This window comes from Streptomyces canus (assembly GCF_001514145.1).
In the GTDB taxonomy this organism is placed as follows: domain Bacteria; phylum Actinomycetota; class Actinomycetes; order Streptomycetales; family Streptomycetaceae; genus Streptomyces; species Streptomyces canus.
The window spans coordinates 22429-41831 of record NZ_KQ948670.1 but is presented as its reverse complement, the minus strand read 5'-3'; the positions used below and the strand labels follow the sequence as shown (position 1 = coordinate 41831).

General features: G+C 70.7%; 20 protein-coding genes. 6 read left to right on the top strand and 14 right to left on the bottom strand.

Features of this window, described 5'->3' with window-relative positions; translation table 11 throughout:
• Positions 1-97: 97 nt before the first annotated feature.
• From AQJ46_RS37105 to AQJ46_RS37095, 3 genes are all read left to right on the top strand, one after another.
• Positions 98-928, top strand: a complete 831-nt coding sequence (locus AQJ46_RS37105) for an aldo/keto reductase (protein ID WP_059209749.1) — start codon at positions 98-100, stop codon at positions 926-928.
• 25 nt (positions 929-953) lie between these two features.
• Positions 954-1535, top strand: a complete 582-nt coding sequence (locus tag AQJ46_RS37100; protein ID WP_059209748.1) for a DNA polymerase ligase N-terminal domain-containing protein — start codon at positions 954-956, stop codon at positions 1533-1535.
• A gap of 111 nt (positions 1536-1646) precedes the next feature.
• Positions 1647-2081: a cupin domain-containing protein gene (locus AQJ46_RS37095; protein ID WP_059209747.1), complete on the top strand. Its 435-nt coding sequence runs from the start codon at positions 1647-1649 to the stop codon at positions 2079-2081.
• A 9-nt stretch (positions 2082-2090) separates the two neighbouring features.
• Here AQJ46_RS37095 and AQJ46_RS37090 read toward each other — a convergent pair whose 3' ends face one another.
• From AQJ46_RS37090 to AQJ46_RS37075, 4 genes are all read right to left on the bottom strand, one after another.
• On the bottom strand, positions 2091-4448 hold the full coding sequence (locus AQJ46_RS37090) for a SpoIIE family protein phosphatase (RefSeq protein ID WP_059209746.1): 2358 nt from the start codon (positions 4446-4448) through the stop codon (positions 2091-2093).
• A 64-nt stretch (positions 4449-4512) separates the two neighbouring features.
• The gene (locus AQJ46_RS37085) at positions 4513-4980 is read right to left on the bottom strand and encodes a peroxiredoxin (protein WP_057612595.1); all 468 of its coding nucleotides are present in this window, start codon (positions 4978-4980) and stop codon (positions 4513-4515) included.
• Positions 4977-5357: a DoxX family protein gene (locus AQJ46_RS37080; RefSeq protein WP_059209745.1), complete on the bottom strand. Its 381-nt coding sequence runs from the start codon at positions 5355-5357 to the stop codon at positions 4977-4979. The genes AQJ46_RS37085 and AQJ46_RS37080 overlap by 4 nt, the downstream gene beginning before the upstream one ends.
• Positions 5358-5428: 71 nt before the next feature.
• On the bottom strand, positions 5429-6196 hold the full coding sequence (locus AQJ46_RS37075; RefSeq protein ID WP_404828501.1) for an AraC family transcriptional regulator: 768 nt from the start codon (positions 6194-6196) through the stop codon (positions 5429-5431).
• A 78-nt stretch (positions 6197-6274) separates the two neighbouring features.
• Between AQJ46_RS37075 and AQJ46_RS37070 the strand changes: the two genes are divergently transcribed.
• A complete protein-coding gene (locus tag AQJ46_RS37070) occupies positions 6275-7414 on the top strand; it encodes an MFS transporter (RefSeq protein ID WP_059209744.1) in 1140 nt (379 codons plus the stop codon).
• A gap of 3 nt (positions 7415-7417) precedes the next feature.
• On the opposite strand, the gene AQJ46_RS37065 is transcribed toward AQJ46_RS37070, so the two are convergent.
• The 3 genes from AQJ46_RS37065 to AQJ46_RS37055 all read right to left on the bottom strand — a co-directional run bounded on the left by AQJ46_RS37065 (position 7418) and on the right by AQJ46_RS37055 (position 11152).
• Positions 7418-7933: a MarR family winged helix-turn-helix transcriptional regulator gene (locus AQJ46_RS37065; protein WP_059209743.1), complete on the bottom strand. Its 516-nt coding sequence runs from the start codon at positions 7931-7933 to the stop codon at positions 7418-7420.
• Positions 7934-8278: 345 nt separating this feature from the next.
• A complete protein-coding gene (locus tag AQJ46_RS37060; protein ID WP_059209742.1) occupies positions 8279-9391 on the bottom strand; it encodes an alkene reductase in 1113 nt (370 codons plus the stop codon).
• 411 nt (positions 9392-9802) lie between these two features.
• Positions 9803-11152, bottom strand: a complete 1350-nt coding sequence (locus AQJ46_RS37055) for an aldehyde dehydrogenase family protein (protein ID WP_059209741.1) — start codon at positions 11150-11152, stop codon at positions 9803-9805.
• A gap of 173 nt (positions 11153-11325) precedes the next feature.
• On the opposite strand from AQJ46_RS37055, the gene AQJ46_RS37050 reads away from it, so the two are divergent.
• A complete protein-coding gene (locus AQJ46_RS37050) occupies positions 11326-12243 on the top strand; it encodes a helix-turn-helix domain-containing protein (protein WP_059209740.1) in 918 nt (305 codons plus the stop codon).
• A 214-nt stretch (positions 12244-12457) separates the two neighbouring features.
• On the opposite strand, the gene AQJ46_RS37045 is transcribed toward AQJ46_RS37050, so the two are convergent.
• Complete coding sequence (locus AQJ46_RS37045; protein WP_059209739.1) at positions 12458-13066, bottom strand: TetR/AcrR family transcriptional regulator; 609 nt, start codon at positions 13064-13066, stop codon at positions 12458-12460.
• An 89-nt stretch (positions 13067-13155) separates the two neighbouring features.
• Here AQJ46_RS37045 and AQJ46_RS37040 point away from each other — a divergent pair, with 89 nt between their 5' ends.
• A complete protein-coding gene (locus AQJ46_RS37040) occupies positions 13156-13875 on the top strand; it encodes an SDR family NAD(P)-dependent oxidoreductase (protein WP_059209738.1) in 720 nt (239 codons plus the stop codon).
• Here the strand turns inward: AQJ46_RS37040 and AQJ46_RS59135 are convergent.
• From AQJ46_RS59135 to AQJ46_RS37010, 6 genes are all read right to left on the bottom strand, one after another.
• Positions 13814-14173, bottom strand: a complete 360-nt coding sequence (locus tag AQJ46_RS59135; RefSeq protein WP_079072597.1) for a transposase — start codon at positions 14171-14173, stop codon at positions 13814-13816. The two genes, AQJ46_RS37040 and AQJ46_RS59135, sit on opposite strands and share 62 nt — an antisense overlap.
• Before the next feature lie 813 nt (positions 14174-14986).
• Positions 14987-16174, bottom strand: coding sequence for an NAD(P)/FAD-dependent oxidoreductase (locus AQJ46_RS37030; RefSeq protein ID WP_059209736.1), 1188 nt, complete (start codon positions 16172-16174; stop codon positions 14987-14989).
• Positions 16171-16365 carry a ferredoxin gene (locus AQJ46_RS37025; RefSeq protein WP_059209735.1) on the bottom strand — a complete coding sequence of 65 codons (195 nt, stop codon included), beginning with the start codon at positions 16363-16365 and terminating at the stop codon, positions 16171-16173. The genes AQJ46_RS37030 and AQJ46_RS37025 overlap by 4 nt, the downstream gene beginning before the upstream one ends.
• 48 nt (positions 16366-16413) lie before the next feature.
• A complete protein-coding gene (locus tag AQJ46_RS37020) occupies positions 16414-17646 on the bottom strand; it encodes a cytochrome P450 (protein WP_059209734.1) in 1233 nt (410 codons plus the stop codon).
• A gap of 241 nt (positions 17647-17887) precedes the next feature.
• On the bottom strand, positions 17888-18610 hold the full coding sequence (locus AQJ46_RS37015; protein ID WP_059209733.1) for a response regulator transcription factor: 723 nt from the start codon (positions 18608-18610) through the stop codon (positions 17888-17890).
• A gap of 89 nt (positions 18611-18699) precedes the next feature.
• A complete protein-coding gene (locus AQJ46_RS37010) occupies positions 18700-19350 on the bottom strand; it encodes a TetR/AcrR family transcriptional regulator (RefSeq protein WP_059209732.1) in 651 nt (216 codons plus the stop codon).
• Positions 19351-19403 lie beyond the last annotated feature (53 nt).

Below are 19403 nucleotides of genomic sequence, written 5' to 3'. Positions count from 1 at the left end.
CGAGGGTCCGCTGCCCTCGTCCGCGCCCGTCCGGTTGATCATTGCCCGCCCTGTCCGTGAGGCTGGGGGGACGACACAGTCAAGGGAAGGTCCGGACGTGATCAGCATCCCGACACACACGCTCAACGACGGTACGAAGATCCCCGCCCTCGGTCTGGGCACCTGGCCGATGGACGACGCCGAGGCGGAGCGGGCGGTCGCCACCGCCCTGGAGAGCGGCTACCGGCTCCTCGACACGGCGACGAACTACCGGAACGAGACCGGTGTCGGCCGTGGCGTGGCCGCCGGCGGCGTCCCGCGCGGGGAGATCCTCGTGACGACGAAGCTGCCCGGCCGGCATCACGGCCACGAGGAGACCCTGGCCTCCTTCGAGGAGTCCCGCACCCGTCTCGGCCTGGAGTACGTGGACCTGTATCTGATCCACTGGCCGCTCCCCCGCGTCGACAAGTACGTCGACTCCTGGAAGGCCATGATCAAGCTCCGCGAGGACGGCCTCGTGCGGTCGATCGGGGTCTCCAACTTCACGGCCGCGCACATCGAGCGGCTGGAGAAGGAGACCGGGGTCCTGCCGTCCGTCAACCAGATCGAGCTGCACCCCTTGTTCCCGCAGGACGAGCTGCGCGCCTTCCACGCCGACAAGGGCATCGTGACGGAGAGCTGGAGCCCGCTGGGCCGGGGTTCGGACCTCCTGGACGACCCGGCCGTGGCCGGCGTCGCCGAGGCGCACGGTGTCACGCCCGGCCAGGTGATCCTGCGCTGGCACGTCCAGCTCGGCGCCCTGCCGATCCCGAAGTCCGGCGACCCCGAACGGCAGCGCACCAACCTCGCCGTGTCCGGCTTCGAGCTGAGCGAGGCGCAGATGGCGGCGATCGCCGACCGTGCGCACCGGCGCCTGGGCGGGGACCCGGAGGTGCACGAGGAGTTCTGAACCGCGGGAGGGGTACCCGGGGCGTGTGAGTCAGCGACTGCGGGACTACCACGGCAAGCGGGACTTCGCACGTACCGGTGAGCCCGAGGGCCGGGAAGGGCACGCCGGTGCGAAGCCGCGGTTCGTCGTGCAGATCCATGACGCGAGCACCCTGCACTTCGACTTCCGCCTCCAGGTCGACGACGTGCTGAAGTCCTGGTCGGTTCCGAAGGGCCCCTCCGACGTCCCCCAGGACAAGCGGCTCGCCGTGCCCACGGAGGACCATCCGCTGGAGTACGAGGAGTTCGAGGGCGTGATCCCGCACGGCGAGTACGGCGGCGGCACCGTGATCGTCTGGGACCACGGGACGTACGAACCCCTCAGCCATGACAAGAAGGGGCGTCCCGTCGACTTCGGACAGTCGCTGGAGCGCGGGCACGCCACGTTCCGGCTGCGCGGGTCGAAACTGCACGGCACGTACGCGCTCACCCGGTTCCGTGAGGGGTCCTGGCTGCTGGTGAAGGCGGCCGAGGGGCGGGCACCGGGACACGGCACGCCCGATCCACGCCGGGCACGCTCGGTGCGGACCGGCCGGACCCTCGCCCAGGTCGCCGCCGAGGAGAACTGAGCCGGAAGATCCACCGAATTTCGCCCCAACTGGCCTTCTGTGCGCCTATGTTCACAGCGACGTTCACCGCGACACGTCGTCGCGCAGAACACGAGCCAGGAGGCCTTCCGTATGCGCATCGCGCTCCGTACCGCCATATCCGGCGCGGTCGTCACCGCCACCGTCTTCGTCGGCGGCACCGCACAGGCGACCCCGCCCGGCCCCGGAGTGACCGGCACGCTGATCGCCCAGAAGACCGTGGGCGACACCGACTACGTCCTCAGAGAGATCACCGTCCCGCCGGGCCAGGCGACCGGCTGGCACTACCACGACGGTCTCGTCTACGGATACGTCAAGCAGGGCACCCTCAGCCACTACCACGCCGACTGCGCCAGTGACGGCGTCTATCCGCAGGGCACCGTGGTGCGCGAGCCCGGCGGCCCCAGCGATGTCCACCTCGGCCGCAACGAAGGGTCCACCCCGCTCGTCCTGGAGGTGCTGTACGTGCTCCCGCACGGCTCGCCGTACTCGGAGGACGTGCCGAACCCCGGCTGCTCCTTCGAGTGAGCGAAGTGATCAGAACTCGGGCGGTTCCAGCGACTGCTCGGCCCAGATCGTCTTTCCGCTGCCGGTCTGCCGGCTCCCCCAGCGCTGGGTGAGCTGGGCGACCAGCAGCAGCCCGCGGCCGCCCTCGTCGAAGGCGTGGGCGCGCCGCAGGTGCGGTGAGGTGGAACTGCCGTCGGAGACCTCGCAGATGAGGGTGCGGTCACGGATCAGCCGTAGCTGGATGGGCGGTTCGCCGTAGCGGATGGCGTTGGTGACCAGCTCGCTGACGACGAGTTCGGTGACGAAGGAGGCCTCCTCCAGTCCCCAGACGGCGAGTTGCTCGGTGGCGGCCTGTCGGGTGGCGGCCACATGCTCGGGGTCGGGCTCGACGTCCCACGTGGCGACCCGGTCCGCGCCGAGAACCCGGGTGCGGGCCAGCAGCAGGGCCACGTCGTCGCTGGGTTCCTCGGGCAGTACGGCCTTCAGGACGGTGTCACACAGTTCGTCCAGGGTGTCCGTCTTCGCGGTGAGCGCGCGGCACAGTTCGTCGGTGGCGTGGTCGACGTCGCGGTCCCGGTCCTGGGTCAGACCGTCGGTGTAGAGGGCGACCACAGCCCCCTCGGGCAATTCGATCTCCGTGGCCTCGAAGGGCAGGCCGCCGACGCCGAGCGGAGGCCCCGTGCTCAGGGGGACGAGGCGCGCCGTGCCGTCGGGCAGGACGACGGCGGGTGGCGGGTGACCGGCGGCGGCCGCGGTGAGGCGGCGCGAGACGGGGTCGTAGACGGCGTAGAGACAGGTGGCGCCGAGCTCGGCGACCTCGACCCCCTCATCGGGGCGGTCGTCGGAGGCGAGGTGCGTGACGAGGTCGTCCAGGTGGGTGAGGAGTTCGTCGGGCGGCAGGTCGACGTCGGCGAGGGTGCGCACGGCCGTGCACAGACGGCCCATGGTCGCCGAGGAGGGGATGCCGTGGCCGACGACGTCACCGACGACCAGGGCGACGCGGCTGCCGGAGAGCGGAATGACGTCGAACCAGTCGCCGCCGATGCCGGCCAGCGAGCCGGAGGGCAGATAGCGGTGGGCGACCTCGACCGCGGCCTGTCCGGGCAGGCCGCGCGGCAGGAGGCTGTTCTGCAGGGCCAGTGCGGTGGTGCGTTCGCGGGCGAAACGGCGGGCGTTGTCGACACATACGGCGGCCCGGCTGGCGAGTTCCTCGCCGAGGACGGCGTCGTCGTCCCCGAAGTCGTCGGGGTGGGCGATGCGGACGGCGACCGCGACGCCCAGGGTGGTGCCGCGGGCCTTGAGCGGCACGGCGAGCACGGAGTGGACGCCCTTGCGGTACGTGCGGCCGGCTGGGGCGCGGGCGTTGCGCTCGGCGACCCAGCGCATGAAGTCGGGCTCGCCGGCCTGGCTGAGGGCCGCCCGCCCCTCCCGCAGGGCCCGCGCGGGCGGCGAGGAGGCACGGTAGACGTCCGTCTCGCCGAGGCGGACGGCGGCCTCGGGGGTGCCCTCGTGTCCGGAGCCGTGGGCGACGCGGCGCAGGACGATGTCGCCCTCCAGCGCGGTCGGCGGCTCGTCCGCGCCGAGCACCCAGTCGAGCAGGTCCACGCTGGCGAAGTCGGCGTACCGGGGCACGAGGAGTTCGACGAGTTCCTCGGCGGTGCGCACCACGTCCAGGGTGGTGCCGATGGCTGCCGCCGCCTCGTTGAGCAGGGCCAGCCGTTGGCGGGCCCAGTACTGGTCGCTGTTGTCGAACGCGGCCAGGGCGACCCCGGTGAGTTCCTCGGAGCCTTCCTCTCGCACGGGCCACATCTCGATGGTCCAGGCGTGATCCCGGTTGAGGGCGGGCGCACCGGTGAAGCTCTCGTAGCGGAACGGTCTGCCGGTCTCGGCGACTTGGCGCAGGCCGGCCAGGAACCCGCGGCTGTGTTCGGCGTCCTCGACGGTGTCCGGGAAGAACCGGCCGAGCAGGGCTTCCTCCGGGACCCCCATGACCCGGCAGGCCACGTCGTTGAGGCGCAGGTAGTGCTGACGCGCGTCGAAGACCGACATGGACATGACCGCCTGCTGGAAGGCCTGTCCGGCCAGGGTCGGCTCGGCGGAGCCGGGCGGCCGGGCGGTGATCACGTATCCGGCGGGGGTGCCGTTCCCGCTCAGGACGGGGCACGCCTCCACGAAGCGCGTGAGAGAGGAGCCGTCGCGGTGCCGCAGGACGACGGTCCCCTTCAGCGCCGCCACGGCCGGTCCCGGCGGGTCCTCGGCGAGCAGCTCCCGTGCCGCCCGCCCCACGACCTCCTCGGCCGTGCGTCCCGTCAGCCGCCGGGCACCCTCGCTCCACCCCGTCACCATGCCTGAGGCATCGGTGGTCGCCGTAGCGGAGACGTGCTCCATATCGTCCAGGATGGTCCCTTTGCCAGGCCGCATCAACCGAAACGGTGCAACCGGGCCCCGCCCGTCACTGCCGGTGTGCGCGCAGGGCTTCGAGGGCGCGGTCGGCGTGGGTGTTCATGCGCAGTTCGCTGCGGACGACCTCCAGCACCGTACGGTCCTGGGCGATGACGAAGGTGACACGTTTGGTGGGCGCCATGGAGAAGCCTCGCTTGACGCCGAAGAGCTCGCGTATCTTGCCGTCGACGTCGGACAGCAGGGGCATGCCGAGGGTGTGCCGTCCGGCGAACTCCTGCTGGCGTTCGACGGTGTCGCCGCTGATGCCCACCGGCCGGGCGCCGGCCGCGGCGAACTCGGCGGCGAGGTCGCGGAAGTGGCAGGCCTCCGCGGTGCAGCCGGCGGTCAGCGCCGCGGGGTAGAAGAAGAGGACGACCGGGCCGTCGGCGAGCAGCTCGGACAGCTTGCGGCTGGTGCCGGTCTCGTCCGGGAGCTCGAAGTCCTCGACGGTGTCGCCGGTTTCCATCGCCTTGCTCATGCCTGGCCCTCCCCGTTCTTCGCGATGCTGCGTGCCCACAGCACGAGCGGCAGTTGCAGCGGCAGCCGTCCGAGGGCCGCCGCCTTCAGCGGTGCGGGACGGTCACGCCAGTCGGCGGCCATCTTGACGTTGGCGGGGAACACCCCGACGAAGAAGGCGGCCGTGGCGAGCGCGGCGGTCCGCCGGGTCTTCGGCAGCACCAGACCGGCGGCGAGCGCGAGCTCCACGGCACCGCTCGTGTAGGTCCAGGTCCGGGGCCTGCCGGGCAGGGCCCGCGGGATGGTGGCGTCGTACGGACGTGGTGCGGCGAAGTGGGTGACGCCCGCGGTGGCCAGCAGGCCGGCGAGCAGCAGGGGCGAGCGTGGGGACCGTGGCACGGTTCCTCCTCCTGGGGGCTGCCGCGCACACTACTGGACGGTACAAGCACCTCGTGCAGCGGCCTGCGCCCTCACCGGGAACGACGGTTGTGGGTGCCGGGGGTGTAGCCGAAGGAGCGGTGGAAGACGTCGATGAAAGCGCTCGCGGAGGACCAGCCGCAGCGGTGGGCGACAGTCGTGACGGGGACGTCGTCGGCCAGCAGGCGCAGGGCGTGGTAGAGCCGCGACTGAGTGCGCCACTGCGGGAAGGTCATGCCGAACTCGCCGCGGAACAGTCGGCTGAGGGTGCGTTCCGAGGCCCCGGTCGCGGCGCCGAGAGCGGCCAGGGTGCGCGGGTCGGCGGGGTCGGCGTGGACGAGCGCGCAGACCTCGGCCAGGCGGGGATCGGTGGGGGTGGGCAGCAGCAGGGGCTGCTGGGGCGAGGCGCGCAGCTGGTCGCGCAGGACTGCGAGCAGGCGGTGGCGTTCGGGGCTGTCGTCGGCGGGGTCGCGGGTGTAGGCGAGGATCAGCTCGCGCAGCAGCGGGCCGACGGCGAGAACGGTCGGGGCGTCCAGGCCGAGCGGGTTGTCGTCGGCGGGGAGGCCGACCAGGTGCAGGTCGAGCCGGCCGTGGGCGCGGTGGGCGTGGGCGGTGCCCGCGGGGACCCAGATGGCGCGGGTACCGGGCGCGAACCAGGTGCCGACGTCGGTGGTGACCGCGAGGACACCGGAGCCCGCGTAGACGATCTGGTGGTCGTCGTGCCGGTGGGCGTCGATGCGTTCGCCTGCGGCGAGGTGCTGGGCACGCGTGGGCGCCGACGGCGTGTGGCGCAGGGCCGGCTGGCGGATGTTCGACATCATTGGGCAGATTATCGGAAGCGGGCCAGGCACCACTTTGGCGAAGCTCGTCCGGTGTCCAGGAAACGTTCCCTCACGCTGATGTCGCTCGGTCACGCCTGTGTGGACGTGTACCAGGGGGCCGTCGCCGCCCTGGTGCCCTTCTTCGTCGCCGAGCGCGCCTATTCGTATGCGGCCGCCTCGGGCATCGTCCTGGCCGCGTCCCTGCTGTCGTCGGTGGTGCAGCCGCTGTTCGGCGCGCTCACCGACCGCTGGGAGATGCCGTGGCTGCTGCCGCTGAGCGCGCTGACCGCAGGGTCGGGGGTCGCGCTGAGCGGGGTCTTCGGCTCCTATCCGCTCACGCTGGCGGCGGTCGCCGTGTCCGGGATCGGGGTCGCGGCCTACCATCCGGAGGCCGCCAGGGCGGCGAGAGCCGTCGCGTCCGGCGGCAACACGGGAATGGGGTGGTTCTCGCTCGGCGGCAATGTCGGCTTCGCCCTTGCCCCGCTGCTGGTCGCCGCCGTGATCGCCATGGGCGGGCTGCACGCCTCTCCCCTGCTGGTCGTGCCGGCCGTGGCGGGCGCGGCCCTGTGCGCGGCGGCGGTACGCGCCTCCCGGGTCCGCGCGCCGGCCGGTCGGCCGACCGAGAGCTCCGGACGCGACGACTGGCCGTCGTTCCTGCGGCTCTCGGGCGCGGTGGTGTGCCGGTCGGTCGTGTTCGTCGGGCTGAGCGCCTTTGTCTCGCTGTACGTCCGTGAGCGCGTCGGCGGCGGGGACGTGGCCGGTACGGCGGCGCTGTGCGTGCTCTACGCGGGCGGCGCGGTGGGCACGGTCCTCGGGGGCCGGCTCGCCGACCGGTACGGGCGCGTCGCGGTGGTGCGCCGTGCGTATGCGCTGACCGTGCTCGCCGTGGCCGGGGTGGTGCTCGTCCCTGGCCCCGCGGTGTATCTGTTCGTCGCCCTCACCTCGGCCGGCCTCTACGTGCCGTTCTCCCTGCACGTCACCCTCGGTCAGGACTTTCTGCCGGGGCGGGTGGGTACCGCGAGCGGGGTCACGCTGGGCCTGACGGTGAGCGTCGGCGGGCTGGCCGCGCCGGCGCTCGGGGCGCTGGCCGACACGACGTCTTTGCGGACCGCGCTGGTGCCCCTGGTCGTCCTGCCGGCGCTGGGTGGCCTGCTGCTGCGGGGGCTGCGCGAGCCCGCACCGGTGCGCCAGTCCGCTCCGCGCCTTCCGGTGCGATGAGGGTCAGGCGGTCCCGGCCGGTGTCGGCTCCTCGCTGTCGTCGTCGATCGCGTGGGAGAGGAAGTCGTCCACCATGCGGTGGAAGAGCCCGGCCAGCTGCCGGAGCTCCTCGGGCGACCACTCCGCCAGGGCCAGCTGCATACCGCGGGCGCCCGCGTCGCGGATGCGGTCGATCGCCTGCTGACCGGCCTCGGTGAGCTGGATGCGCTGGGCGCGCCGGTCGTCGGGGTCGGGGACGCGCGTGACATAGCCCGACTTCTGCAGCTGCTGGACGGTGCGGGTGACGTGGGAGGCCTCCACACCCAGTCGGTTGGCCAGCTCCCCCGGGCGCATCGGTTCGGTGTCGGCGACCTGCCGCAGCAGCGCCACGGCGGCACGGTCCAACGGCACCTCGGCCAGGGACATCAGCCGGTCGTGCTGCCGGGCCCGGGTGCTCAGGTAGGTGATGCGGGTGAGCGCCCGCTCGATCTCGATGACTTCCGGGGACGCGGGGACGTCGGGGAGCGGCTGTGAGGACATACTCGCCAGTTTACCATCTTGTTGCGTAACTCAAGTAATCTCCGGCGGTCCGCGGGTGCGGGAGGGAGCGCCGGCAGCCGATCCGGTGCCGGCGCTCCCCCGGAACACCCAGAGGGCGGTACGTGACTTGATGTCTGTATTGCCCTGTCGGTTGATGTTGTTGGGCGCGATCTCCATGTCCACCGCCTCGCAGACCTGCCGTGCCCGCACTGACGGACCCGACGGCCCTAGGGCCGGTGATCGCCGGTGTGACCGCGGGCTCACAAGGGCGGGCACAGTGTCACCGGTCGGGCGCCTGTCCATGGGTGAGTGGGGCTGCCGCATGGACAGGCGTGACCGTGGGCCTCAAGCCGCTTCGAGGAAGGGGTAGTCGGTGTAGCCCTCGGCGCCCGGCCCGTAGAACAGTTCCGGCCGCGGCTCGTTCTCCGGGTGGCCACCCTGCCAGCGCTCGACCAGGTCGGGGTTGGCGATGAGGGCCCGGCCCACGACCACGGCGTCGGCGTGGCCGGCCTCGATCTGCTGGAGCGCCTGCTCGCGGGTGGTCTGCCCGCCGAAGGGGCCGGTGTTGACGATCAGCTTGCCGTCGAAGCGCCGCCGCAGCTCCTGTACCAGGTCGCCGCCCGGCTCGGTGTGCAGTACGGAGAGGTAGGCCAGGCCCAGCGGGCGCAGTTGGTCGAGCAGGGTGCCGTAGGTGGCCAGGACGTCGTCCCGATCGGTTTCGAAGACGTCCCCGAAGTCGACCTCCGGCGAGATCCGCAGCCCGACCCGCTCGGCGCCCACAGCGTGCGCAACCGCCGTGACGACCTCGGCGACGAAGCGGGCGCGGTTGTGCGGCGAGCCGCCGTATTCATCGGTGCGCTGGTTGGCCGCCGGGGAGAGGAACTGGTGGAGCAGGTAGCCGTTGGCGCCGTGGATCTCCACGCCGTCCGCTCCCGCCTCGATGGCCCGGCGGGCCGCGGTGACGAAGTCCTCCAGGGCTGCACGGACCTCTGCGGTGGTCATCGCTTCCGGTACGGGGTAGGGCTGCTCGCCCTTCTCGGTGAACGTCTCGCCGGTCCTGGCGATCGCGCTGGGGGCGAGGACGCGGCGGCCGCCGTTGATGTCGGGGTGGGCCTGGCGGCCGGCGTGCATGATCTGCAGGACGATGCGGCCGCCCTCGGCGTGCACCGCCTCGAACACCCGCTGCCAGCCGGCCGCCTGCTCGTCGGTGGCGATGCCCGGCTCACCGACATACCCCTGCGACGCGTGGTCGGGGTAGGTGCCCTCGGCGATGATCAGCCCGACGTTCGCCCGCTGCCGGTAGTACTCGACCATCAGGTCCCCGGGGATGCCGGAGGAACCGGCCCGGACCCGGGTCATCGGTGCCATGACGACGCGGTTGGCGAGCTCGATCTTCCCGAGAGAGACGGGGGAGAAAAGCGATGGAACGGGCGAAACTTCTGAAGTGTTGGCAGACATGGGTTTCTTTCTTTCTGCAATACGGAGGGAAACGGGATGAAGGTCTGCTCCGCAGGGGGTCCACGCTGTCCCGGCGGAGGCGCGGATGCGGTCCTCGGGCAGGCGCCGGCCCGCTGACGTTGACGCGGTTCCAGGACCGCGATCGGGGTGGGGGTGGTGTTGGCGGTGAACGCGGTGAGAGCCGCATGCCGTCGGCGTCGGTGTCGACGCCGGTCAAGCTCAACTGCCCGCCGGATTACGGGCGTTCGCTCCTTGCGCACGATCAGCAGCAGGCCAGGCGACGAAGTCATGGGTGCCGCCGCCGGAGTCGGTACGGATCGGTGTCTGCACCCCGCGCCGCGACCGACTCCCTCGACGCGCCTCCGCGAAGAGGCTCGCCCATCGGGCAGCCTGCTTGACGAAAGCGCGAGGCTAGCTGAGCGGGACGTCCGCGACACCCTTGAGGTGGCTGAACGTCTCGAGGGAGTACCGGCCGTGGTACCGGCCCATGCCGCTTTCGCCGACGCCACCGAAAGGCAGGCCGGTCATGAGCAGTTGCATCACCGGCTGGCCCCAGGCGACGCCGCCGGAGGACGTCTCGTTCACCAGGCGCGACTTGATGGCCTCGGACTCGGTGAAGGCGTAGAGCGCGAGGGGCTTGTCGCGTTCGTTGATGAAGGTGATGGCGGCATCGAGGTCTTCGACTTCCACGACGGCGATGATCGGACCGAAGATCTCCTCCTGCATGGCCGGCGATGCGGGGTCGACATCGGTGAGCACGGTCGGTGCGATGAACAGGTCGTCACGGTCGTGCTGGCCTCCCACCGCCGCCCGGCCGGAATCCAGCAGACGAGTGAGCCGGTCGAAATGCCGCTCGTTGATGATCCGGCCGAAGTCGGCCGCGGTCTGCGGAGCGGTGCCGAACTGAGCTTCGACCGCCACGCGGAGGGCGGGAACCAGTGCGGCAGCGGTGGCAGGATCGGCCAGAACGTAGTCGGGGGCTATGCACTGCTGACCGGCGTTGCCGAACTTGGCGCCGACCAGCCGCTTGGCGGTCTCGTCCACGTCGGCGTCGGGCGCCACGAAGACCGGCGACTTGCCCCCGAGTTCGAGCGTGACCGGGGTGAGGTTCTTGGCTGCTGCGGCCATGACGACCCGACCGACCGTGCCATTGCCCGTGTAGAAGATGTGGTCGAAGCGCTGCGCCAGGAGGGCCGTGGTCTCCTCGGCGCCCCCCTCGACCACGGTGAGCACGTCGGCGTCGAAGTACTCTCGCAGGAGGCGTGAAGCCACTGCCGATGTGTGCACCGAGATCTCGCTCGGCTTGGCCACCACGGTGTTCCCTGCGGCCAGGGCGCCGATGATGGGGTCGATGAGAAGGTGCAGCGGGAAATTCCACGGTGCGATCACCAGGACGACCCCGAGCGGGTCGTACGTGGTGTACGCCGTGGTCGCGGGACCACCGAAGTGGGCGGGAACCTCCACCGGGCGGGGCTGAAGCCAGCTCTCCAGATTCGCCAGCGCCTCGTCGATGTCGGCGACAGTGAAGTCGATCTCCTGCGTCTTCGCCTCGGTGGCGTTCTTCCGCAGGTCCGCCCAGAGCGCTTCGATCAGTTCCTGCTCGTTTTCGACCAGCAGTGCCCGCAGCCGCTGCAGCTGGTCGACGCGCCAGTCCAGTGTGCGGGTGACGCCGGTGTTGAACGTCGCACGAAGGCGGCCGACCGCCTCCGCGGCCGTTTCGCTCTGGCGCGTCCTCGACTCGGTCGCCTGTGTTGTGGTCATGGGGTGTGCTCCGTTCCTGATGCAAGCCACGTCCCGGCTGCCTTCCAGCCGGGCACGGTCACCAGCGTGCTGGGCGATCCGGTATTCACCCAGGTCACGGCTTTGCCTATGCCCGCGATGCCTACTACTGGCTGGGTCAGGAAGGTGTGCGTCCGACCGTGGATACTCGAGGCATGGACGAATACGCCGAACCGGTGCGCGAGCCCGCCGACGCGCTGGACCCGCGTGCCGAGCTGAGCGAGTTCCTGCGCACCCGGCGGGCCCGGCTGAAGCCGGAGGACGTGGGGCTGCGGAGCTTTGGACGGTACCGGCGGGTGCCGGGGCTGCGCCGCGAGGAGCTGGCGCAGCTGGCCGGAGTGTCGGTGGCCTATTACACGCGGCTGGAGCAGGGCAACGGGCGGCACGTGTCGGCGGAGGTCCTCGACGCCATCGCCCGCGCGCTGCGGCTGAGCGACGCCGAGCACGCCCACCTCACGCACCTGGCGAAGCCGAAACAGAAGAAGAAGCCGCCCGGTCGCACCCAGCAGGTTCGGGGCCCCCTGAGGACGCTGCTGGACACCATGGACGGCGTCCCGGCGATCCTCGTGGGACGGCGGGGGGACATCCTCGCCTGGAACCGGATGGCCGCGGCGGTCTTCGGCGACTGGGCGGAGCTGCCGGCGCAGGAGCGGAACTGGGCACGGCTGGTGTTCCTGAAGCCCGAGTACAGCGACCTGTTCGTGGACTGGGAGGACAAAGCGAACGACGTTGTCGCTCAGCTACGCCTGGACGCCGGCTCCCATCCGGACGACCCCCGGCTGTCCGCGCTGGTGGGCGAACTCTCCGTGAAAAGCGAGGAGTTCCGGCGGCTGTGGGCCACCCACGACGTCAAGGAGCAGTGCCACGGCGTCCAGCGCCTGCACCACCCGCTCGTCGGCGAACTCGACCTCCGCGTCGAGTCGTTCCGCCAGGCCGACGCCCACGAACGGATGCTGGTGACGTACCACGCCGAACCCGGTTCCCCGTCGGCGGAGGCACTACGACTGCTGGCCAGCTGGGGCACCGACGCGACAAGGGCGGGAGCCGGGATGCCGTCGCCACGCACGGCTTGATGAACAGTTGATCATCTGCACTTGGCTGCGCGCCACGCCGGATTCAGGACGGCGCGGGCGTGCTGCGGGTAGGCAGGGGAAGAACGGTGCCGTCGCTGCGCAGGGCGTCGTTTGAGGGCCGGCCGGCGGATGGCCTCCTCGTACAGGTTCCGGCGGGCCGACTTCTCCCCGCACGTCTGCCGCGTCGGCATCAGGTCCCGGGCTGACCAGCTGACTACAACTTTGGCCAGCTGCCCAACGCGAGGTTGGCGACTTGCAGCAGCTCAGGGCGGGAACTACCACTCGCGGCCTGGACGGCGATCCCATTGGCGACTGTTCTCAGGTAGAGCGCAAGAAGATGAGGATCTGCGGAAGGCGGCAGGTCACCGGCGTCCACCCCCTGTTGGAACCGGCGCGTCAGGTGGGCTATCCCCTCCTCACGCCATGCGATGAGTGCGTCTCGGACCGGGCGGCTCTCCTCCCCGGTGGCCAACGCACCCTGCACGCCAAGACAGCCCGTGGGGAACCCCGGCATGGTGGCCGCCTCGACCGTCCCGTGCAGCACAGCAGTAGCCACTGCTCCACTTGTGGGCGCTGCCAGAGCTCGAGCGAAGTAGGAGGTCAAGCCCTCGGTGTACCGCTCCAGCGCCTTGTAGAAGAGGTCTTCTTTGCTGCCGAACGCCCTGTACAGGCTGGGGCGGCTGATGCCCATCGCTTCGGTGAGGTCGTCAAGGCTGGCGCCCTCGAAGCCCTTTGACCAGAACACCAGGACTGCACGATCGAGTGCCTCGTCGATGTCGAACGCGCGAGGCCTGCCAGGAGGGGCCGGTGTTGTCGAGGTCATTTCTTCATCCTACTCCTTCGGTACCGATCGGTACGGATGTGCTAGAGTATTTTCGTACCAATCGGTACGGTGCACGGAGAGGCGACATCATGTCACAGACCGTACTCATCACTGGCGGAACCTCAGGCATCGGCTTGAGCCTCGCGCAATCCTTCGTGGAGCTCGGGGCGTCTGTCGTCGTCTGCGGGCGTTCGCAGGCTGCGCTTGACCGATTCGCGCAGGCACACCCGCAGGCACTGGCCGTGCGGGCTGATGTGACGAACGCAGCTGATCGGGCGGCGCTGTTGCAAGCAGTCGCTGATCGCTTCGGGCGTTTGGACGTGTTGGTCAACAACGCCGGTACGTTCGAGGAACGAGACTATGCCGCCGGCAAGAACCCCAATGCGACTCTCGATGCCGAGGTGGCGTTGAACCTCACCGCCCCCATGCACTTGACGGGTGAAGTGCTCGAGCGATGGCCATCGCCGGACGCGATCGTATTCATCACCTCGGGGTTCGCTCTGGTCTCGCCCACTCGCGCGCCTACCCACGGCGCGGTGAAGGCCGGCCTGCACGGCTTTGCGGACGGCTTGCGCCGTCAACTCGCCCCGCAGGGCACCCATGTCCTCGAGGTCCTCCCACCGTCCACGGACACGCCCATGAACGCCGAAGCCACGGGGAAGAAACTGACTCCCGCACAGGTGGCGGCGGTCACGATGAAAGCTCTTCGGCGGGGGCGGAACATGGCATTCCCCGGTCAGACGAAGGTCATGCCCGCCATGCTGCGCATCGCGCCGGGCACACTGCGACGCGTCGTCGCCGCGCTCTGAACCCCACAGAAATCCTTTCCCGGCAACACCTCACCGAGTGGGCCGAGTGGGCTCCCGTCCCCCGCGAAGCCGATCTTGCCGGGGTCTGCTGTGGGCGGTGCAGAGGACACGGAAGTGGCTTGGTGCCCGCCGGGGGGCGGGTCGGTTCGGCGATCCAGTCGGCGATGCGGGTGACGTTGCAGGCCAGTGCGGTCAGGACGTGCCCGATGTGCGTTTTCGGCAGGACTCGGTAGCGGTTTCGGCGCAGGCCGCAGGCGCGGACGTTCTGGGAGAGGGCGGCTTCGATGCCGGCGCGAATCGCGTACCGGCGTCATAGAACACTGTGGGCCTGGTCGTCGAGGCCGTCGTGCTGCTGGCGTCCGCGCACGACAACGCCGCGGGCACCGCCCTGCTGGACGGCGTGGCCGCCAGACCGACAGGGTCGAAAAAGCCCTGGTCGACCAAGGGTTCAAGAAGACCGTGGTCGATCACGGCAAGCAGTACGGCATCGACGTGGAGATCGTCGAGCGCAACCCGGCCGACACCGGCTTCGTCCCGCAGGCCAAGCGGTGGATCATCGAGCAGCAACGGGGATCCTGATGTTCTACCGGCGTCTCGTGCGCGACTAATCACACGGCCCGCCAGCTCCCGCTCCCGGGTGTTCTGGGTACGTCGAGGCCCGTGAGGCCGAACTCGGCGGGCAGGCTGGAGAGATCCGCTCCCGCCTTGAGGACCTCACCGCCCGGCTGAGGGAACTCGACGCGGAAAGCGAGAACTTGCGCATCACCCGCAAGACCCTCCTCGACATCCCCGCACCGGCCCCCACCGACGAACCGGCCCGACCCGACGTCCCGGACCACCCGGCCTACCAGCAGATCTCACCACCTTCGCCGACACCGGAAAGCCGCTGCGTGCCCGCGACCTCTGCCGGGCCCTCGACCTGCCCATCGTCCCGAAGAACACCGAAGGCATCCGCTCCAAGGTGAAACGCCTGGTCACACGGGGCATCCTCACCGAACCCGAGCCCGGCCTGTTCGCTCAGCCCTGCCCCTGACCGTCCACTCGCCCCGCCGACCAGGGCTCCTAACCCAGGCCCAACCCCGAAACGGACATCGGCTCACGTCCTGCACTCTCAGACCTCGGCCGCCGGGGCCCCGGTCCGCACGGTCTCGTGCCAGGCCGCTCCGGTCGCGATGGCCTGCCGCCACCGCCGGATCGCCTTGGGCGGCATGCCCACCGCGAGGGCACCGCTGACGCGGTCGCCGGTGCGGTATCCGACGACGAACCGGCGCTGCGCCAAATCACCCTCCAGGACGGCGACTTCGTCGTGCCCGCGCAGGAAGCCGTACGCCTGGATCTTCATGTCGTACTGGTCGGACCAGAAGTACGGCACGGGCGCGAAGGGCTTGCGCGCCCCCTCGGCGGCGAGCAGGTTGCGGGCTGCCGCCATGCCCTGTTCGGCCGCGTTGGTGCGGTGCTCGATCCGCATCGAGGCGCCGAACAGCGGGTTGTACCAGCGGGCGACGTCGCCGGCCGCGTACACGTTCTTCGCCGCCTCGCAGTACTGGTCGCACACCAGCCCGTCGCCCACCGTGAGCCCGCTGCCCTCCAGCCACTCGGTGTTGGGCAGCGAGCCGATGGCCACGAGCACCTCGTGCGCCTCGATCTCCTCGCCACCGGCGAGCCGGACGCCGTCCTCGGTCACCTCGGTCACGGTGACTCCGCACCGCAGGTCGATGCCGCGGTCCACATGGACCTGGGCCAGCATCCGCCCGACCTCCGCACCGACCGCGTGCGCCAGCGGCACCGCGGCGGGTTCGAGGACGGTCACCTCGGCACCGAGCCGCCAGGCGACCGCGGCGGCCTCCGCACCGAGGAAACCGGCGCCCACCACGACCAGCCGCTGCCCCGGCCTCAGCCGCTCCCGCAGCGTGAGCGCGTCGTCCAGGGTGCGCAGCACGTGCGCGCCCTCACCGGGCAGGCGGCGCGGCCGTACCCCGGTGGCGACGATCAGTCCGTCGTACGGCACCTCGGAGCCGTCGCCCAACTCCACGGTGCGGGAGACGAGTTCGAGGCCCGTCGCCGCGACACCGAGCCGCAGGTCGAGGTCGAGCGCGGCGAGGTCGGCGGAGGTGCGCAGCGCGAGCCGGTCCCGCTCCCACTCCGCTGCCAGGACCTGCTTGGACAACGGCGGCCGGTCGTAGGGAGGTTCGGGCTCCTCACCGACGAGGGTGATCGTGCCGTCGTACCCCTCGCGGCGCAGCGTCTCGGCCGCCGAGAGCCCGGCGGCCGAGGCGCCGACGACGGCGATCCGCCTCACGCCTGGACCAGCCGGATCGCCGCGGCCGGGCAGACCGCTACGGCCTCCTTGACGTCGTCGAGCTGGTCGTCGCCGATCTGCTCCGTCAGGAGGATCGCGATGCCGTCGTCGTCCTGGTCGAACACGTCCATGGCGGCGACCACACACTGTCCCGAGGCGACGCACTTGTCGGCTTCCAGTTCCACCTTCATGGGATTCCCCTTGTCTTTCTCGCGGTTGTCGTCGGTGGGCGGAAGCCGTTACCAGGCCACCGGCAGTTCGTGGATGCCGTAGATGAACGCGTCGTGCTTGAACTTCACGTCCTCCAGGGCGCAGGCGAGCCTGAGGGTGGGGATGCGCCGGTAAAGCGTGCCGTAGACGACCTGGAGCTCCATGCGGGCCAGCGGCTGGCCGAGGCACTGGTGGACGCCGAAGCCGAACGCGACGTGGCGGCGGGCGTCGCGGGTGATGTCGAGGCGGTCGGGGTCCTCGAACACCTCGGGGTCGCGGTTGCCGATCTCGTTGACCATGATCACGCCCTCGCCGGCCCTGATGACCTGCCCGGCGATCTCGATGTCCTCGGTGACCGCGCGCCGGCGCCCCAGGTGCGTGATGTGGAGGTAGCGCAGCAGTTCCTCGACCGCCGAGGCGACGAGCTTGGGGTCGTCCGTGTCGCGCAACAGGGCGAGCTGGTCGGGGTGTTCGAGGAGGGCGGCGGTACCCAGCGTGATCATGTTCGCGGTGGTCTCGTGACCCGCGATCAGCAGGAGCAGGGCCATCTCCGTGGCCTGCCCGTGCGTCAGCTCCCCCGCGGCGACGCGCCCGGCGATGCCCGACAGGAGGTCGTCCTTCGGGTCGGTGAGGCGCCGGGCGATCTGACCGGCCAGATATCCGGCGATCTCCCGGGTCGCGGCGCCGCGTTCCTCGGGAGTCGCGGTCGTGCGGACCATCGTCCTGGTGTTGTCCTGGAACATCGCGTGGTCGTCGTAGGGCACGCCGAGCAGTTCGCAGATGACCAGCGACGGGATCGGCAGGGCGAACGCCTCGACGAGGTCGACGGGACCGGGACCTGCCAGCATGTCGTCGATCAGGCCGTCCACGATCCGCTGCACGGCGGGCCTGAGGGCCTCGACCTTCCTGATGGCGAACGGTGCCGTCACCATCCGGCGCAGCCGGGCGTGTTCGGGGTCGTCCATCATGATGAAGCTGAGCTTGCCCTCGCCGGCCTCGGCACTGGCCTTGGTCGGATAGCCGGGCTGATCGGTGTCGGCGCTGGCCCGGGGGTCGCCCAGGACGGCCCGCTGCTCGGCGTAGCGGGTCACGAGCCAGGGCTCGCTGCCGTCCCACAGGCGCACCTTCGCGAGCGGCCCCTGCTCCTGGAGCTCCTTGAGGCCGGGCGGCGGGTCGAAGGGACAGCGCGAAGCACGCGGCATGGGGAACTCGGGGACGGTGTCCGCGCCGTCGTGCGCGGGACCGGCCACGGTTTCGGCCATGGTTCTCCTCGGTGGTGGGGGGCTCCGCCCGAGGGGCGGAGCGCCGGGGCGAAGTGGTCGAGGCCTCGATGAACACAGGCAAACAGACCGGGCTGACGTCATCCCGCCAGTGACCTGACGGGAAGCTGACGTGACCCGGATCACACAGCCATCGGGCCGTCAACTTGTCTTGTCCGTCAGCCAGTTGTGCACAGAGCGGTCGCCCCGGAGACACCGGTACCCACCGTTTGCAGCCGAGCCCTCACGTCTCCGCGTCGGCGCGCCCCAGCCAGTAGCCGAAGCCACGCCGGGTGTGGATGAGCTCGGGAGCGTCCTGGTCCACCTTTCGCCGCAGCCGGGAGACGAGCTGTTCGATCGCGTTGTCCCCGCGGTGTTCGCCCCAGACGTACCGGCCGATCTGCTCCTTGGACAGCACCCGGTGGGCGTTGACCAGGAGGTGACGCAGCAGCCGGTACTCGGCGGGGGTGAGATGGAGGCCGCGCGGTCCGCGCCGGGCCTCGCACAGGGTGTCGTCCAGCACGAGGTCGCGGTAGCAGAGGGCGCCACTCCGGGCGGGCCCCGCCCCCGTGCCGCGCAGCAGGACCTGCACCCTGGCCAGGAGGTCGGCCACGCGGAGCGGCTTGGTGACGTAGTCCCGCTCACCCAGGCCCAGTTCGGGCACGATCCGGTCCAGGGACTCGTAGTCGATCAGCAGGAGCACCGGCGGGCGGCGGGCCAACGTCGGCCGGTTGCGGCCCAGTTCGGTGACGTCCGGCAGGTTGGCGTCGACGACCACGAGATCGAACCGCTCCCGGCCAAGCCGCGCCAGACCGTCGGCGGCAGCGGCGACGGCGACGATCCGGTAGCCCGCCAACTCCAGTGTGGTGGATAGCAGTTCGGCGGCATCCGAGTCGCCCGCGACGATCAGGAGGCGCTGACCGGCACCACGGGCGAGTGCCGGTCGCTCGCTGGAACTGCCGTGCATGGACGAGACCGTTCGTCGGAGGGGGGCGCCCGTCCACCCTAGCGCCTTCCTTGCCTAACTCAAGTAACGCCTCCCCCGGTCCGGATCTTCTACCGGGTCGGAGTGACCGGAGCCGTCCACATGGCGACCACGACGTCACCCAGACCGGTGGCGGCGTCGTGCCAGTTGGCGCGGGGCGTCGGGGTGTTCTCGGCGAGGGCCCGTTCCCGGTCGGCGGCCATGTGCACGATCAGATGGCGGGCCATCTCGGCGCGCTCGGCGCGGACGTCGGCGGGCAGTTCGGGCAGACAGCGGTTCAGGCCCTCGACGATCTGCTGGAGCGACGGCGAGGACAGGGACTCCTCGACCATGATCTGCTGGAGCACCGGGTCGGTCATGACCTGGGCGCAGAACCGGGCGAACCAGGTGGGGCTGCCCAGCGCGGCGAGATGTTCGGGCACGGGCCGGACCAGGCAGTCCACCCAGTCGCGTACGTCCATGGAGCCGCGGGCCCCGGCCAGCAGCCTGGCGCGGATCTCCTCGATACAGGTGTGGTGCTTGCGGGCGATCGCCCGGACCAGGTCGGCCTTGGTGCCGAAGTGGTATCCGACGGCGGCGTTGTTGCCCTGCCCCGCGGCCTCGCTGACCTGCCGGTTGGACACCGCGAGGACACCGCGCTCGGCGAACAGCCGCTCGGCCGCGGTCAGGATCAGCTCCCGGGTCACGCTGACCTGTTCCTCGCGTACCGTCCTGCCCGCCATGCTCACCACCGCACCGGGACTGCGCCGAGCCCTCCGACGGCCAGTCCCTCGAG